13 protein-coding genes and 1 pseudogene are annotated in these 15,040 nt (G+C 59.8%); 4 read left to right on the top strand and 10 right to left on the bottom strand.

The annotated features are described in order from the left end of the window. Window positions 1-90 precede the first annotated feature (90 nt). The 3 genes from B30_RS08740 to B30_RS08730 all read right to left on the bottom strand — a co-directional run bounded on the left by B30_RS08740 (window position 91) and on the right by B30_RS08730 (window position 3,158). Complete coding sequence (locus B30_RS08740) at window positions 91-579, bottom strand: hypothetical protein (protein ID WP_009571684.1); 489 nt, start codon at window positions 577-579, stop codon at window positions 91-93. A 121-nt stretch (window positions 580-700) separates the two neighbouring features. Beyond that, window positions 701-1,987 (bottom strand): N-acetylmuramoyl-L-alanine amidase, encoded by a 1,287-nt coding sequence (locus B30_RS08735; RefSeq protein ID WP_009571683.1) that lies wholly within the window; start codon window positions 1,985-1,987, stop codon window positions 701-703. A 19-nt stretch (window positions 1,988-2,006) separates the two neighbouring features. Then, a complete protein-coding gene (locus tag B30_RS08730; RefSeq protein ID WP_009571682.1) occupies window positions 2,007-3,158 on the bottom strand; it encodes a pyridoxal phosphate-dependent aminotransferase in 1,152 nt (383 codons plus the stop codon). Window positions 3,159-3,215: 57 nt separating this feature from the next. Here B30_RS08730 and B30_RS08725 point away from each other — a divergent pair, with 57 nt between their 5' ends. Both B30_RS08725 and B30_RS08720 read left to right on the top strand, forming a co-directional pair. After that, a complete protein-coding gene (locus B30_RS08725) occupies window positions 3,216-4,553 on the top strand; it encodes a M48 family metalloprotease (protein ID WP_009571681.1) in 1,338 nt (445 codons plus the stop codon). 4 nt (window positions 4,554-4,557) lie between these two features. Continuing rightward, entirely contained in the window at window positions 4,558-5,319 is a 762-nt protein-coding gene (locus tag B30_RS08720) for a DsbA family protein (protein WP_009571680.1), read from the top strand. Window positions 5,320-5,432: 113 nt separating this feature from the next. On the opposite strand, the gene ispG is transcribed toward B30_RS08720, so the two are convergent. The 4 genes and pseudogenes from ispG to hemA form a co-directional block, all read right to left on the bottom strand. Further along, window positions 5,433-6,560, bottom strand: a complete 1,128-nt coding sequence (gene ispG / locus B30_RS08715; protein WP_009571679.1) for a flavodoxin-dependent (E)-4-hydroxy-3-methylbut-2-enyl-diphosphate synthase — start codon at window positions 6,558-6,560, stop codon at window positions 5,433-5,435. Window positions 6,561-6,688: 128 nt separating this feature from the next. After that, entirely contained in the window at window positions 6,689-7,471 is a 783-nt protein-coding gene (locus B30_RS22740; protein ID WP_420042215.1) for a DUF4115 domain-containing protein, read from the bottom strand. A gap of 177 nt (window positions 7,472-7,648) precedes the next feature. Further along, window positions 7,649-7,813, bottom strand: a pseudogene (locus tag B30_RS22735) (helix-turn-helix domain-containing protein); the annotation flags it as partial. 193 nt (window positions 7,814-8,006) lie between these two features. Continuing rightward, window positions 8,007-9,236, bottom strand: coding sequence for a 5-aminolevulinate synthase (hemA, locus tag B30_RS08705; RefSeq protein ID WP_009571677.1), 1,230 nt, complete (start codon window positions 9,234-9,236; stop codon window positions 8,007-8,009). Window positions 9,237-9,499: 263 nt separating this feature from the next. Between hemA and B30_RS08700 the strand changes: the two genes are divergently transcribed. Further along, the gene (locus tag B30_RS08700; protein ID WP_009571676.1) at window positions 9,500-10,885 is read left to right on the top strand and encodes a dipeptidase; all 1,386 of its coding nucleotides are present in this window, start codon (window positions 9,500-9,502) and stop codon (window positions 10,883-10,885) included. Window positions 10,886-10,955: 70 nt separating this feature from the next. Here B30_RS08700 and B30_RS08695 read toward each other — a convergent pair whose 3' ends face one another. Then, window positions 10,956-12,491, bottom strand: a complete 1,536-nt coding sequence (locus tag B30_RS08695; RefSeq protein WP_009571675.1) for an alkaline phosphatase D family protein — start codon at window positions 12,489-12,491, stop codon at window positions 10,956-10,958. Window positions 12,492-12,807: 316 nt separating this feature from the next. Here B30_RS08695 and B30_RS08685 point away from each other — a divergent pair. Further along, window positions 12,808-13,919, top strand: a protein-coding gene (locus B30_RS08685) for an IS3 family transposase (RefSeq protein ID WP_085952024.1) whose coding sequence is annotated in 2 segments (ribosomal slippage) — window positions 12,808-13,063 and window positions 13,063-13,919 — 1,113 coding nt in all. Because the reading frame shifts where the segments join, the coding sequence is not laid out codon by codon here. Here B30_RS08685 and B30_RS08680 read toward each other — a convergent pair. Then, the gene (locus B30_RS08680; protein WP_009571672.1) at window positions 13,914-14,063 is read right to left on the bottom strand and encodes a hypothetical protein; all 150 of its coding nucleotides are present in this window, start codon (window positions 14,061-14,063) and stop codon (window positions 13,914-13,916) included. The genes B30_RS08685 and B30_RS08680 overlap by 6 nt on opposite strands. 42 nt (window positions 14,064-14,105) lie before the next feature. Next, a complete protein-coding gene (locus B30_RS08675; RefSeq protein ID WP_051130603.1) occupies window positions 14,106-14,741 on the bottom strand; it encodes a histidine phosphatase family protein in 636 nt (211 codons plus the stop codon). Window positions 14,742-15,040: the final 299 nt, after the last annotated feature.

Below are 15,040 nucleotides of genomic sequence, written 5' to 3'. Positions count from 1 at the left end.
GATCCAAAGTCACCCCTTATTTCCGCAACATCCCCATCACAACGCGCGCTCTACCCCGCCTCTTCAATCTCGGACACCTCGTCCAAACACCTAGCGATGTTCAAGGAACGCGTGCGCCTGCAAAAGGCTTGCGGCCAGACCGTCGAAAAAGCCCGGAACGCCAATATCAATCAGGTCTGACGGCGCGTTTTCGTCTTGCGTCGTTGCGCCTTTGGTGGGCTTCACATGGACAAGTGCGGTGGGAGTGTCGAGCAATTCCCGGTAGCTTGCGCCTTTTCCGTGTTTGAGCACGTTGATGGCGAGGTAATAGATGTGGATGCGCTCGGCGAGGTCGCCGCGTCCGGCCTCTTTGAGGGCGGCGGTGAGTTTGCGTGAAAACGGGCCGCGTTTGAAATGGTGCTGCATCCGTGCCTCGAACAGGGTGAAAGCATCGACGGCGGCCAGTTCAAGCGCAACCTGTGCGGCGCGCAGGTCTTGCGCGCTGGACGCGGCCTGCCCTGCCAAAATGATGTCTTCGAATGTCTTTGCTTTGGCCTGTACCGCTGCAATCAGCTCCGGCACGCTCTGTGACGCTGTCATCGTTCAGTTCTCCGTATGGGTCCCCCCTCCCATACGCGAAGCGGCGCGGAATGATAGGGCGAAACGGTTCATCTGAGCCGCGTCACCTCAGTCACGAGGGCGCAAGGCGCATAAAGCGGCCTTATTTTCGCAATTTGCCCATCGCCACCCGTTCCTCATCCTGCCAAGCATAAAGCGCATCGCGGATGGCCCAAGCCGCGCGGGTGCGCCAAGCCGGGTCATTGAGCTTGGCGCGATCTTTGGGCGAGGACAGAAAGCCCAATTCCAACAACACGGAGGGCATATCGGGGGCTTTGAGCACGGAAAACCCAGCTTCCAAACGCGGGCGTTTGTGCATCCCGACGCTGGCTTGCAGCTGCGTCACCAGCGCATCGGCCAAACGGTCCGTGCGCGGTGTGGTCTCATTACGGGCCATGTCCATCAACACACCCGCAATGACATCGTCCTGATCGCTCAAATCCACGCCCGCCAACAAATCGGCGCGATCATGGCGTTCGGCCAGTTTTTGCGACGCAGTATCCGAGGCGCGATCGGCCAACGTATAAAGCGTCGCCCCCTCAGCCCGACCTTCGGAAATCGCATCGGCGTGGAGCGAGATAAACACCTCCGCCCCCGCCTCCCGCGCCAAGGTCAGGCGGGTTTCGAGCGGCACGAATGTGTCATCTGTGCGGGTCAACGTAACGTCAAACCCACCGGCACGGATCAGCACATCCCGCAATTCACGCGCGAAACTCAGCATCAAATCCGACTCGCGCACGCCATCGCGTTCGGCACCCGGATCAATGCCGCCATGGCCGGGATCAAGCACAACCTTCAACGGCCCCTCGCCAAATTTTTTGCGTGGGATCACCGCACCGTCCGGCTCTGAGCGACGGACAAGCTGCGCCTCCAACGGCGTCCCGGCCCCCAAAGCAAACTCATCGGCGGCCATCGGATCAAGGTTGAGCCGCAACACCGCCCCCGCCTCATCGCGCGACATTTCGGCATGGACCAGCCCGTAAGGCGCGGCCAAATCCATCACCATGCGCGACCAGCCGGGGACAAACCCGCCCACCCGCAGGTCGGTGACGCCCTCAGCCGTGTCAAAGGCCTGTACGTCAAACCCGGTCCAATCGACCTCGGAAAAATCCACCACGATGCGTCTGGGATCATCAAGCGAGAAAATCCGAAACGGCACAGGTTGGGACAGGCGCAACATCATCTCAAGGCTGTCGCCCTGATCGACCAGCGCTGAGGCCGAACTGTCGGCGCGGGCCAAGGCGGTCAGCCCGTCTTGCGCCTGCAACGGCAGAGCGGAGAGGCATAGGAAAAGGAGCGCTTTGAAAACCTGCATCGAAACCTCATAAAACCGGCCGCGTGTCCGGCCTTTGGCGCAGTGTAGCCGGACAGGCGCGGCCTGAACAGCCATCAGAACGGCCAAAGCGCACTCACTTTTGCGACATTTCGGCGGCCATAAACGCAGACAGGCGGCGCAGCCCTTCACGAATGTCCTCGGTCGAGCGGGCATAGGAAAACCGCATCGTCTGGTGGCCGCGTTTGGGGTCAAAATCCAACCCCGGCGTCACGGCCACCCCGGCCTCGTCCAAAATACGGGCACAAAGGGCGCGACTGTCCTCGGTCAGCTCCGACACATCGGCATAGATGTAAAACGCCCCGTCTGGTGGCGCGATCCGGTCAAAACCGATTTTTGGCAGCTCGTCCAACATCAAACGGCGGTTCTCGGTGTAGACATCGACTAAGGCCTGACACTCATCGCGACCTTCCAGCGCGCCCAAGGCGGCGACCTGTGCGGCATGGGGCGGGCAGATGAAAAAGTTTTGTGCAATGCGTTCAATCACCCGCACATGATCCTCGGGCACCACCATCCAACCGACGCGCCATCCCGTCATCGAAAAGAATTTTGAAAACGAATTGATCACATAGACATCGTCCGAGAGTTCCAACGCTGTCACCGGACGCGTGCCGTATTGGATGCCGTGGTAAATCTCGTCGGAAATGAACGACACGCCCCGGTCCTGACAGGTCTGAATCAAGGCGCCCATGGCCTCCCGATCCAACATCGTGCCGGACGGGTTGCCGGGGCTGGCGACGATCAAGCCATCCAAACCGTCGGGGATCTCGCTTGGCACCGGCTGTAGGCGGTTCTCCATCTGCGTCTGAATGCCCACCGGCGTGATGTCGAGCCCCGACAGGATTTGCCGATAAGACGGATACCCCGGCTCGCCCAAGCCCACCTTGGCCCCGGCGTCAAACAGCGCGGTGAACGCCAAAATGAACGCCCCCGAGGAGCCCGGCGTGATCACCACCCGCCGCCAATCCAAACGCACCCCGTACCAATCCTGATAGAGCGCCGCGATGCCTTTGCGCAGCTCCGGCAGGCCAAGGGCGACGGTGTAGCCCAAAGGCCCCTGCTCCATCTCCTGCGCCAATTTGGCCCGCGCCGCGTTGGGCGCGCCCGTGGCAGGTTGACCGACTTCCATATGGATGATGTGCCGCCCGGCCTCCTCATGTGCGCGCGCCGCCTCCATCACATCCATCACGATAAAAGGATCGACTTCAGAGCGGCGGGAGGTTTTCATCGGGCATGTCCTGTGGTTGTTTGGAGCCTGAAATGCCAGCGACAGAAAGGAATTGCAATGCGGCAGATGCGAGTACGCGCCATGCGCCTTTTGATGACCTTCGCGCTAATGCTTTGCCTGCCGCTGTCGGCCTGGGCCAAGGGGATTTTGCGCGACCCGGATATTGAATATGCGCTTGGCCGTCTGGCCGGACCGATCTTTGATGCGGCGGGTCTGTCGGCCGCGCGGATGAAAATCGTCGTCATCCATGACGACCAACCGAATGCCTTTGTTGCTGATACCTCCCATGTGTTCCTCCATTCCGGCCTGCTTTTGCGCCTCGATACGGCGGCCGAAGTACAGGCGGTGATCGCCCATGAGGTCGCCCATATCACTGGCGGCCATATCATCAGGCGTCAGGCCAATATGAAAAATGCCTCGACGGCGGCGGCTCTTGGCCTGTTGCTGTCGGGGGCGGTGGTAGCCGCCACGGGCAATGGCGAGGCGGCGGCGGGCATCGCCATGGGCGTCACCGGATCAGCGCAGCGGGTGCTGTTTGGCCACACCCGCGCCGAGGAAGCCTCCGCGGACCAGGCCGGCATCCGCTACATGGCGCGCGCGGGCGTCCCACCACAGGCGATGCTGGATGTACTTGAAATGTTTCGTGGCCAGGAGGTCTTGTCCGAGAGCCGCCAGGACCCCTACGCGCGCACCCATCCTTTGACCCGCGAGCGTCTGCGCGCGCTCAAAGGCTATGCAGCCGCATCGAAACTCACCGCCAATCCCGACCCGGAGGCCAACTATTGGTACGCCCGTGCGCGCGGCAAGTTGGAGGCGTTCATCCGCCCGCCCGCCTATACGCTGCGCCGGGTGCCCGCCTCTGATGGCTCCGACATCGCGCTGATGCGCCGCGCCGTGGCACTGCACCGCGTGCCCAAGCCGAAAGAGGCGATGGCCACCATGGCCCGCCTCGTCGCGCTACGCCCAAACGACCCCTATTACGCCGAGCTTCAGGGGCAGATTCTATTGGAAAGTCGCCAATTTGATGCCGCTGTCACCGCCTATCGCCGGGCGGCCCAATTGGCACCAAATGAGGCGCAAATTCAGACCGGGCTTGGCCGCGCGCTTTTGGCGACGACCAATAAGGCCAACCTCCCCGCCGCGCTGGAGGCGGCGCGGGCGCGCGATGGCTATGACCCAAATCTGTTGCGTCATTTGGCCTCCGCCTATGCCCAATCGGGTCAGGACGCCATGGCCGCACTCAACGCCTCAGAGGCCCATATCATGCGTGGCGATTGCAAAGCCGCGATGCCTTTGGCCCAACGTGCCGCAGCAGCGCTGGGTCACGGAAGTGTTGGGTGGAACCGGGCGCAAGATGTGGTAAACGCGTGCGAAACCGCTCTCAAACGGAGATAGAGATATGCCTTTTGCCAAAGCCTGCGCCCGACTCGGTGCCGCGGCCCTTTTGACCGCTTCCACCGCGCTTGGCGCCTTTGCTTTTGACATCGGTGACATGTCCGATGCCGAGCGCGCGGCGTTTCGCGCCGAAGTGCGCGCCTATCTTTTGGACAATCCCGAAGTGTTGATGGAGGCGGTGGACGTCTATCAAGCGCGTCAGGCCGAGGCTCAGGTCTCCAGCGATGCCGACATGATCGCCGCCAATATGGACGCGATTTACAACACCGCCTTCGATGGCATCTACGGCAATCCCGAAGGCGATATCGTGATGGTCGAATTCACCGACTACCGCTGTGGCTATTGCAAAAAAGCCTTTCCAGATGTGAAAGCACTTTTGGAAAAAGACGGCAATATCAAACTGATCGTCAAAGAATTCCCGATCTTGGGCGAGGCCTCCGTTTTGGCGTCGCGCTTTGCCGTTGCGACCAAAATGGTGGCTGGTGATGACGCTTATTTGACCTTCCATGACGCGCTGATGGAAGCGCGCGGCGATGTCACAGTTGGCTCGCTGCGCCGTCTGGCCACCGACCTTGGCATCGACGCCGATGCGGTTGTCGCCAAAATGGACAGCGAAGAGGTCACCACGGTGATCGCGAAAAATCACCAACTGGCGGCGGAGTTGCAAATCTCGGGCACGCCGACCTTTGTGATGGGCGACCAGATGCTGCGCGGCTATGTGCCCTATGATGCGATGGTTGAAATCGTGGCGGAGCTGCGTGGGTGAACATGCGGCAGGACGCGGGTCACAGCGCCGGTTTATACCTGGAAATGACAAAACCCCGCCATTGGCGGGGTTTTTATTTGAGTATTTGAGCTGCGCTGAAGCGGTTGTGGTGCTTATTCAGCGGCCTCGGACGCGGTCTGAGCCTCGATCTCGGCGGCTTTGGCTTCGACCTGTTCAACGATATGGTCAACCATATTGTCATTGGACATTTTATGGCTCTGCGCCCCGCCGAGATAGACCATGCCATGGCCAGCTCCACCGCCGGTCCAACCGACATCGGTCATCAACGCCTCGCCGGGACCGTTGACCACACAGCCGATGATCGACAGGCTCATCGGCGTTTTGATATGTTCCAACCGCTTTTCCAGCGCCTCAACAGTTTTGATCACGTCAAAGCCCTGACGCGCGCAGGACGGGCAGGAGATGATATTCACGCCGCGGTGGCGCAGGCCGAGAGATTTGAGGATTTCATAGCCAACCTTGACCTCTTCGACCGGATCGGCAGACAAGCTGACGCGGATCGTGTCGCCGATGCCCATCCACAAAAGCTGACCCAGCCCGATGGCCGATTTGATCGTGCCGGACATAAGCCCACCCGCCTCGGTGATGCCCAAATGGATCGGCGCATCGGTGGCCTCGGCCAATTGTTGATAGGCGGCGGCGGCGAGGAAGACATCAGAGGCTTTGACCGAGATTTTGAAATTGTGAAAATCGTTGTCTTCCAGAATTTTGATATGATCCATGCCGGATTCGACCATCGCGTCGGGACAGGGTTCGGCGTATTTGTCCAACAGGTGCTTTTCCAAAGAGCCGGCGTTGACGCCAATGCGGATCGAGCAATTGTGATCCTTGGCAGCTTTGATCACCTCACGCACCCGCTTTTCATCACCAATATTGCCCGGATTGATCCGCAGACAGGCGGCCCCGGCTTCGGCGGCCTCGATGGCGCGTTTGTAATGGAAATGGATGTCAGCGACGATCGGCACCGGGCTTTCACGGCAGATCTCTTTGAGCGCCAAAGCCGAGTCGCGGTCGGGGGCGGAGACGCGCACGATGTCGGCCCCGGCCTCTGCGGCGCGCAGCACCTGATCCAAGGTCGCTTTGACATCGGTGGTCAGCGTGTTGGTCATGGTCTGCACGGTGATCGGCGCATCGCCCCCCACCGGCACATTGCCCACCCAAATCTTGCGGCTCACGCGTCGGTCAATGTTGCGCCAAGGGCGAATGGAATTGTGCGACATGGGAACGGGCCTCTTTTGGGACGGTTTTGGGACGGTTTTGGGAACGTCAATTCAGCCCCCCTTAGATAAGGCGGCACACCGCAAGTGACAAGCGGCGGAAGCGGCAGAGTGATCAGATGAAAGCCGGTTTATTGGCCGTTTTGGGCGACCTGAAAGGCCTCGGCGACCGTGTCATTGGCGGCCAGATCGACCTGGGCAAAACTGTCCGACACATCCGCGACCGAGAGGGCGATGTTTTTCACCACAGACCCAGAGGCACCGACCGGGCCATAGGCCTGACCATTGACGTCGAAATAGACGCCACCGGCATTGCCCGTGCGCAGAATCGGCGCTTTGTCCATCGCCGGAACGATGTAACGTTCACCGGCATCAAGAATCTTCTCAAACAAAACGGACCCATCGGCGGCCTGGACGCGCACCCATGACGGGCGCACGGCGACCAGCGCCAATTCGGGCGCGCCCTCTTCGACCACGCGCACATCCCCCTCGTCCGTGTCGGAAAGCGCCGCCAAGGCAATGTCAGACGACATGGCGTTCAGGCGCTCTTCGCGCTCGGCGGCAAGTCCTTCGCCCGCCAAAGCCCCAACAGAGCGCGGATCAAGCGCCGCGATAGGCCCGTCACGCGGCACCAAAACCGGCACATCCAGCGCCTGCGGACGATACAACCGATCCAGCGCCTCGGCGGAGGGGGTCGCAAGGCCGACGCTCTCGTCCATCTGCGCCAAACGGGTCTCGGAGCCTGCACCACCAAGGGGGGCAACTTCGGCGATCACGGCCGGGGCCTGATCGACCGGGGCCATTTTGACCTTTTGGATTTCTTGCAACACCGACCAGCCGCCATAGCCGATCACGCCCAAAAGCGCGAGCAACACAGCGGTTGATCCCAGCGCGCCGGGTTCGATCCGGGACATAAACCCCTGTCCGCGCGGGACAAAGCTGGCGTTGGGATCGGAGAATGGATCTTTCTTGACAGGTGCCGCCGCCGCCTTGGCCGGTTTGCGTTTGGTTGAGGCCTCGGGGGACATGCCGTGGGCAACCGTAAAGCCGCTTTCAGAGCAAAACCGTGCAAAAGCCCAATCGGGATCAAGATTCAGATAGCGGGCATAGGAGCGCACATACCCCGCGATGAAACCCTGGGTTTCAAACACAGAGGGGTCAGAGTTCTCAATGGCGGCAATATAGGTTGCTTTGATCTTCAACTCGCGCTGAACATCCAAGAGCGATTTGCCAAGGGTGGCGCGTTCCCCACGCATGACGTCGCCGAGCTGAAGCTCGTAATCGTCAAAACCGCGAGGATGTTCCTGCTCCTCGACGTGTGGCTTCGTCCACCGCCTGATCATGCATTCGCCCCAAATTAACCTGCCCGCCCTTTAGGCGTCGATTCGTCGCCTAAAGTTGATAAACTGTTACCATATGCTCAACGGGGCCGCCCAGCGTATATCTTGATTAACCCGCCATTTCGGCGCGATTCAGCGCACAATGGCTCCAAAGCGCGTCCAAAGCATGAACCAGAGCATCCATTTCGCGCGGCCCGTGAACCGGTGAGGGCGTAAAGCGCAACCGCTCTGTGCCGCGCGGCACGGTCGGGAAATTCACCGGCTGAACGTAAATGCCATAATGTTCGAGCATCATGTCGGACATGAGTTTGGTGTGTTTCGGATCTCCCACAATCAACGGCACGATATGCGAGCCATTGTCGGTGATCGGCAGGCCAAGGCCTTTGAGCCGCAGTTTGAGGATTTTCGCCTGAGTCTGATGCTCTTCACGCAGCTTTACACCGCCCTCGCCTTTGAGGAAGGCGATCGATGTCGCCGCCCCTGCCGCCACAGCGGGCGGGATCGAGGTGGTGAAGATAAAGCCCGGCGCATAAGAACGCACCGCGTCACACATTTTGGCCGAAGCAGCGATATAGCCGCCAAAGACGCCAAAGGCCTTGCCGAGTGTACCGTTGACAATGTCGATCCGATCCAAAAGACCGTCGCGTTCGGCCACACCGCCCCCGCGCGGGCCGTACATGCCAACCGCGTGAACCTCGTCGAGATAGGTGAGCGCATTGAATTCTTCGGCCAGATCACACAGCTCTTTGAGCGGACCAAAATCGCCATCCATCGAATAGATCGATTCAAAGGCGATGAGTTTCGGCGTTTCGGGATCATCCGCCGCCAAAAGGGCGCGCAGGTGATCCAGATCGTTGTGACGGAAAATGCGTTTCGCGCCACCGTTGCGACGAATGCCCTCAATCATCGACGCATGATTGAGCGAGTCGGAATAGATGATGAGACCGGGGAACAGCGTCGGCAGGGTCGAAAGCGTGGCATCATTGGCTATATAGGCCGAGGAGAACACCAAAGCCGCCTCTTTTTGATGCAGATCGGCAATCTCGGCTTCAAGACGTTTGTGATAAACCGTGGTGCCGGAAATATTGCGCGTGCCACCAGAGCCCGCGCCCGTTGCATCCACCGCCTCTTTCATGGACGCGAGAACGGACGGGTGTTGACCCATGCCAAGATAATCGTTGCCGCACCACACGGTTACGGGTTGCTCTGAGCCATCCGGTTTGGTCCATGTGGCGTGCGGAAACTGCCCGCGCTTGCGTTCAATATCGATAAAGGTGCGGTAACGCCCTTCGTCGTGCAACCGTTGAAGTGCTTCGTCAAGCTTCGCCGTATAGTCCACTGTTCGTCCTTTCGCGCGTCTCAGGTCTGCCTCTTTTAGCGGCATCAAGCGAAAATTGCGACTCATATTCACATTTCGCAAGATAATACCGCAACAGCCCCCTATGAGCCTCTTCTGCTCTGCCTTGTCAGCTTCACCTTCTTATGACGTATCCATTCCCTTTCAGAATGATCTATGTCAACCCGCCCGCCCCCTCTGGACACCATTTTTCAGAGGCGTAAGCTGCGGCAAAATATCCCGAGCATGATAAAAGGTTTCCCATAATGAACTCTCGCCTCGCTCCGGTGCTTGAACGCATCGACACTGATCTCGACGCTACCCTTGATCGCTTGATGACATTTTTACGCATTCCGTCGATTTCGACCGACCCGGCCAACAAGGCCGATTGCCAGGCGGCGGCGGAGTGGCTTGCCGCGGAATTGACCTCGTTGGGGGCGGATGCCGAAGTCTGCGCCACGCCCGGCCACCCGATGGTGATGGGTAAAATCGGCTCCGGTGGGCCGCATTTGCTGTTTTACGGTCACTATGATGTGCAGCCGGTGGACCCGCTCACCCTCTGGGATCACGACCCGTTTGCGCCCTTTATCGAAGAGCGCGCGCAGGGCAAAGTGATCCGGGGCCGCGGCGCATCCGACGACAAGGGCCAGTTGATGACCTTCGTCGAGGCCTGCCGCGCCTGGATTGCCGAAAACGGCACCCTGCCCTGCACGATCACGTTTTTCTTTGAAGGCGAAGAGGAAAGCGGCTCGCCCTCCCTGATCCCCTTCATGAAAGCCAACAAAGACAGGCTCGCCGCCGATCTGGCGCTGATCTGTGACACGTCGATGGTCGCCCCCGGCGTGCCCTCGATCTGTAGCCAGCTGCGCGGGATGCTCAAAGACGAGTTCACCCTGACGGGGCCGACGATAGATCTGCATTCGGGCCATTACGGCGGCCCGGCACTGAACCCGCTGCGCGAAATCTCCAAAATCATCAGCACATTCCATGATGAAGCGGGCCGCGTGACGATCAAAGATTTCTACGACGGCGTGCATGAGGTGCCCGACGACATCCTGCGCCAATGGCAGGGCTGTGGCTTTGACGAGGCGGATTACCTATCCGGCATTGGCATGACCAAAGCCCATGGCGAGGCCGCCTATTCGACCTTGGAACAACAATGGGCCCGCCCCACTTTGGAGATCAACGGGCTTTGGGGCGGCTATCAGGGACCGGGCACCAAAACCGTGATCCCAGCGGAGGCGCATTGCAAAATCACCTGTCGTTTGGTGGGCGATCAGGACCCGGACGCGATCCGCAAAAACCTGCGTGCCCATGTCGAAAGCCGCCTGCCGGTGGACGCCAAAGTCACATGGAACCAAGACCTCGACGGGTCCCCCGCCGCCGTGATGAACACGGATCGTGCGGAATTCGAGGCGGCACGTCAGGCCCTGTCCGACGAATGGGACCGCGAGGCGGTGTTTGCCGGCATGGGCGGGTCGATCCCGATTGCGGGCTATTTTACCACGATTTTGGGGCTGGATTCGATGTTGGTGGGCTTTGCTGATGACGACGACCGCATTCACTCTCCGAATGAGAAATACGGCCTCAAGAATTTCCACAAAGGCATCCGCTCCTGGGCGCGAATTCTGGACGCTGTGTCCAAAGCCTAAGTTTCGGGCCTAAATCTTGCATCTATAGAAAAAGCCCCGGAGATCACTCTCCGGGGCTTCTTTATGCGATTTACGCCAGATCGGGTGCGATCGTCGTGGACCACAACAACGTGTCAGCCGCATCCAAAAGCGACACGGTCATCGTCCGGTCCGCAGCGGAAATATCGACCTTGCCAAAGAACTGATAGCCATCGGACGGCGGCAGGTTGAACTCGCCTTCTGGCGGCGCTTTGGCAAATTCGACCTTCGGGCCAAAGGTGTTGTCATACTCACTCGGACCAAAGGTGCCCGCGTGCAGCGGACCGGAAACGAATTCCCAGAACGGCTCAAAGTCCTGAAACTCGGCACGCTCCGGGCTATAGTGATGCGCGGCGGTGTAATGCACATCGGCCGTGAGCCAGACGGTGTTTTTGACCTTGGCATGTTTGATAAAGGACAGCACTTCGGCGATATCGAATTCACGCCCCAGAACCGGACCATCGCCATTGGCCATGTTTTCAAACGCCTCTTTGCCATCGCGCACCATCATACCGATGGGCATATCGGCGGCGATGACTTTCCATGTGGCTTTCGACGTCGACAAAGCGCCCTTGAGCCAAGCAATCTGTTCGGCGCCCAGGAAATCCTTCGGCGTCGGCTGACGGTTGCCGTCATTGTCGTCGCGGTAGGTGCGCATGTCGAGAAAGAACACGTCCAGCATCGGACCATAGGAGACCTTGCGATAGACACGCTTGGGTTCTGCGGCATTGACGCGGATCGGGTACATTTCAAAAAACGCCTGCGCCGAGCGGGCAAACAGTTTGGCCGCCGATTTCTCGGTGTAACGATCATCCGAGGCGAAGGTCTCGTTCGGATACCAGTTGTTGGTGACCTCGTGGTCATCCCATTGATAGAGGATCGGAACTTCGGCGTTAAACGCCCGCACATTCTTGTCGAGCATGTTGTATTTATGCGCGGCGCGGAACTCATTCAGCGTCTCGGCCACTTTGGTCTTTTCTTCGACCATGACGTTTTTCCACATCGTGCCGTCTTTCAACTCGACCTCAGCCGAGAGCGGGCCATCGGCATAAACGGTATCGCCGGAGTGGATCATGAAATCCGGGCGATGTCCCAGCATGGTCGCGTAGGTGGTCATGCCGCCGCGACCCTCGTCAATGCCCCAGCCCTGACCGGCGGTGTCGCCAGACCAGACGAAAGACACATCGCGCAGCGACCCCGGCGCGGTGCGGAAATGGCCGGTGACCGCCTCGGAGACGGAATTGGTGTCCGACAGATCGGCCATGGCGACGCGGTAGAAAATATCCTGGTCCGACGGCAGGCCTTCGAGCAACATTTTACCGGTAAAATCGGATGTATCGCCAACGGAGAGCGGCTGAACCCGCGTGGCATTGGCGAACGTGTCCGTGGTGGACCACTCCACCATCATTTTGGACTCGCGGTCCGCGCGGGCCCAGATCATTGCACCATCATGGGCGACATCACCGGACTGAACGCCGTGGGTGATCAACGGACGGGTGGCGGCGCGGGACAGGCCGGGCATGGCAAGGGAGCCGGCAAGGGCAGCGCCCCCGGCAAGCGCCTGACGGCGCGTGATACGGATGGACATATAAGGTCTCCGGGTTGGATGTGCGTTTATGAGACGCAGGGCGTTGAGCCCCGGCGTCTTCAACCGCACTGTCTCGGAGAAATGTGTCAGACAATTTTCCAAATGGTAAAATCTATCCGACAGTTTCGTGACATTGACGGCTAGACAGCCTGTCCCCGATCGCCCCGCGCCAGTTTCAGCACCAAAAGCGCCCAAGGCAGACCGTGAAACACCAGATCAAACATATCGATCGGTCGGCTCAACGCGCCCGCTGACGTGCTCCCCTGAAAAGTCCTCGATTTGAGGTTAGCCTGTTCTCCAACTGAGGAGACAGACGATGAAGAGAAGCCGTTTCAGCGAAGACCGGATTATTGGCATCTTGAAGGAGCACCAGGCCGGGCTCGGCGCGAAGGAGCTGTGCCGCCAGCACGGGATCAGCGACGCGACCTTTTACAAATGGCGGTCGAAATATGGCGGCATGGAAGTGTCGGATGCGAGACGGTTGAAGGCCCTCGAGGCCGAGAACGCGAAGCTCAAGAAGATGCTGGCCGAGCAGATGATGGACGTCGCCACGCTGCAAGAGATGCTCGGAAAAAACTTCTGAGGCCCGGTTCGAGGCGGCGAGCTGTGGACTGGGCCATGAAAGAAAAGAGCTACTCACAACGGCGGGCCTGCGCTCTGGCCGGGATCGATCCGCGAGTGTATCGGCGACAGCCGAAGCGGTCGGAGGACAAAGATCTGCGCCAGCGGCTGCGAGAGCTATCGGCTGAGCGGCGTCGATTTGGATATCGCCGCTTGCACATCTTGCTGAAGCGCGAGGGCTGGGACGTGAACTGGAAGAAGCTCTACAGGATCTACCGCGAAGAGGGCCTGACCGTGCGCAAACGCGGCGGGAGGAAACGGGCCATTGGCACCAGAGCGCCGATGGCGATCCCACAGGAGCCAAACCAGCGCTGGAGCTTGGACTTCGTATCCGACACGCTCTCGGAGGGGCGTCGTTTCCGCATCCTGAACGTGATCGATGACTTCAGTCGGGAATGCTTGGCCTCGGTGGTCGATACGTCGCTGTCAGGCGTGCGTGTCGCCAGAGAGCTGGATCGGATTGCTGAGATGCGGGGCTATCCTTGCATGGTGGTCAGCGACAATGGGACGGAGCTCACCTCGAATGCGATCCTGAAGTGGCAGGAGGAGCGTTGCGTTGAATGGCACTACATCGCGCCGGGAAAACCGATGCAAAACGGCTTCGTCGAAAGCTTCAACGGGCGCCTGAGGGACGAGTGTCTGAACGAGCACCTGTTCGCAAACCTGCGCCATGCTCGGGCTCTGATCGGGGCCTGGCGCGAGGACTACAACCATCACCGCCCCCACTCGAGCCTCGACGGGCTCACCCCGTGGGAGTATTACCAAAGGTCAAGAGAAGGCCAAAACCTGAACAGAGCGAACTTATAACTGCGGACTCCTTAGGGAGCAGGTCACCGCCAACAGCATTTTGATCTTTTCCCAGACATGCGGTTCCGGGAAAAACGGCGCCAGCCCGAGGGTCAGCGCAGCAATCACAAAGGTGGAGGTCGGGATTTTGTCAAAAAAGCTCATAGGCCCCTCCTGCCCCATCCCAAGCGCCCAAACCAGAGGGCGTCATGCCGCAGGGGGATCGGTCGCTAGGGATTGGGCCAGATAGGCTTCAGCCGCCTCTGTTGTGTCAAGCACCCGCGCCTGACCGCCTGAGAGCACCGTCACCACACCCTGAACATGAGGCAATGCGGCGATCTCATCCAAAGAGAGACCACAGATGATCCCGCGCAAAAAGGCCGAGACCACGCCATGCGAAATGATCACGGTGGGCTGGGTGAGGCTGGCCAGATAAGCGCGACAGCGGGCCTCCAAAGCCGCGCCCCCCTCGCCGTTCGGGGCGCTTAAAAACAGCGAGAACATATCCTTTTCTTCCGCCGATCCAAAGCCCCGCTCCGCCACGACTTCAGCGCGCAACCGGCCTTCCCATGTGCCGGCGAACACTTCTTTGAGCCCGTCCACCGCCTGCACTGCGCGCCCCTCGGCAACGACAGATGCGGTGCGCCACGCTCGGCCCAAAGGGCTTGCGTGGATCGCGATCCCCGGATGCGCGGCCAAAATCGGCGCCAAAATCGCCCGCTGCGCATGGGCCTGCGCCACGCCGGTCTCAGTCAGCGCACTGTCAAGACGGCCCTGAAGACGGCCCTCGACATTCCATTCGGTCTGGCCGTGGCGCAAAAGATAAAGAGTGGGATAGGTCACAGATTGAGTCATGGAATCGGATTACTGTGCCGAACCGGGTCTGACAAGTTAGATTTCGTCTCAGCTCTGCGGCAAAACCACGCTGAGCCAAAACAATCCGGCAAAAAGCCCCGACCAAAACGCCCAGCGGAGGATAAGGCGCACCGCCCCTTCACACCACCTCCGCCGATACGACCCATGCGCGATTGATCGACCTTGGGGTGGAACCATTCGTGGTGAAAGACCTGCTGTGCGGGGTGCTGGAGCGGCGCAAAGCTCTTGGAGCCTATGAGCGAAGGTTCTCCATAAACCAAAAGCAT

Origin of the sequence: Celeribacter baekdonensis B30 (assembly GCF_000299875.1) — a bacterium.
GTDB classification, from domain to species: domain Bacteria; phylum Pseudomonadota; class Alphaproteobacteria; order Rhodobacterales; family Rhodobacteraceae; genus Celeribacter; species Celeribacter baekdonensis_A.
Note: the sequence above shows the minus strand (reverse complement) of the source record. Positions and strands in the feature narration are given on the sequence as shown.

Coding starts and splice junctions, on each gene's coding strand:
- B30_RS08700 (WP_009571676.1), top strand. CDS start 9,500: ATGAACTCTCGCCTCGCTCCGGTGCTTGAACGCATCGACACTGATCTC.
- B30_RS08740 (WP_009571684.1), bottom strand. CDS start 579: ATGACAGCGTCACAGAGCGTGCCGGAGCTGATTGCAGCGGTACAGGCC.
- B30_RS08720 (WP_009571680.1), top strand. CDS start 4,558: ATGCCTTTTGCCAAAGCCTGCGCCCGACTCGGTGCCGCGGCCCTTTTG.
- B30_RS22740 (WP_420042215.1), bottom strand. CDS start 7,471: ATGTCCCGGATCGAACCCGGCGCGCTGGGATCAACCGCTGTGTTGCTC.
- B30_RS08725 (WP_009571681.1), top strand. CDS start 3,216: ATGCGGCAGATGCGAGTACGCGCCATGCGCCTTTTGATGACCTTCGCG.
- ispG (WP_009571679.1), bottom strand. CDS start 6,560: ATGTCGCACAATTCCATTCGCCCTTGGCGCAACATTGACCGACGCGTG.
- B30_RS08695 (WP_009571675.1), bottom strand. CDS start 12,491: ATGTCCATCCGTATCACGCGCCGTCAGGCGCTTGCCGGGGGCGCTGCC.
- B30_RS08680 (WP_009571672.1), bottom strand. CDS start 14,063: ATGAGCTTTTTTGACAAAATCCCGACCTCCACCTTTGTGATTGCTGCG.
- B30_RS08730 (WP_009571682.1), bottom strand. CDS start 3,158: ATGAAAACCTCCCGCCGCTCTGAAGTCGATCCTTTTATCGTGATGGAT.
- B30_RS08735 (WP_009571683.1), bottom strand. CDS start 1,987: ATGGCTGTTCAGGCCGCGCCTGTCCGGCTACACTGCGCCAAAGGCCGG.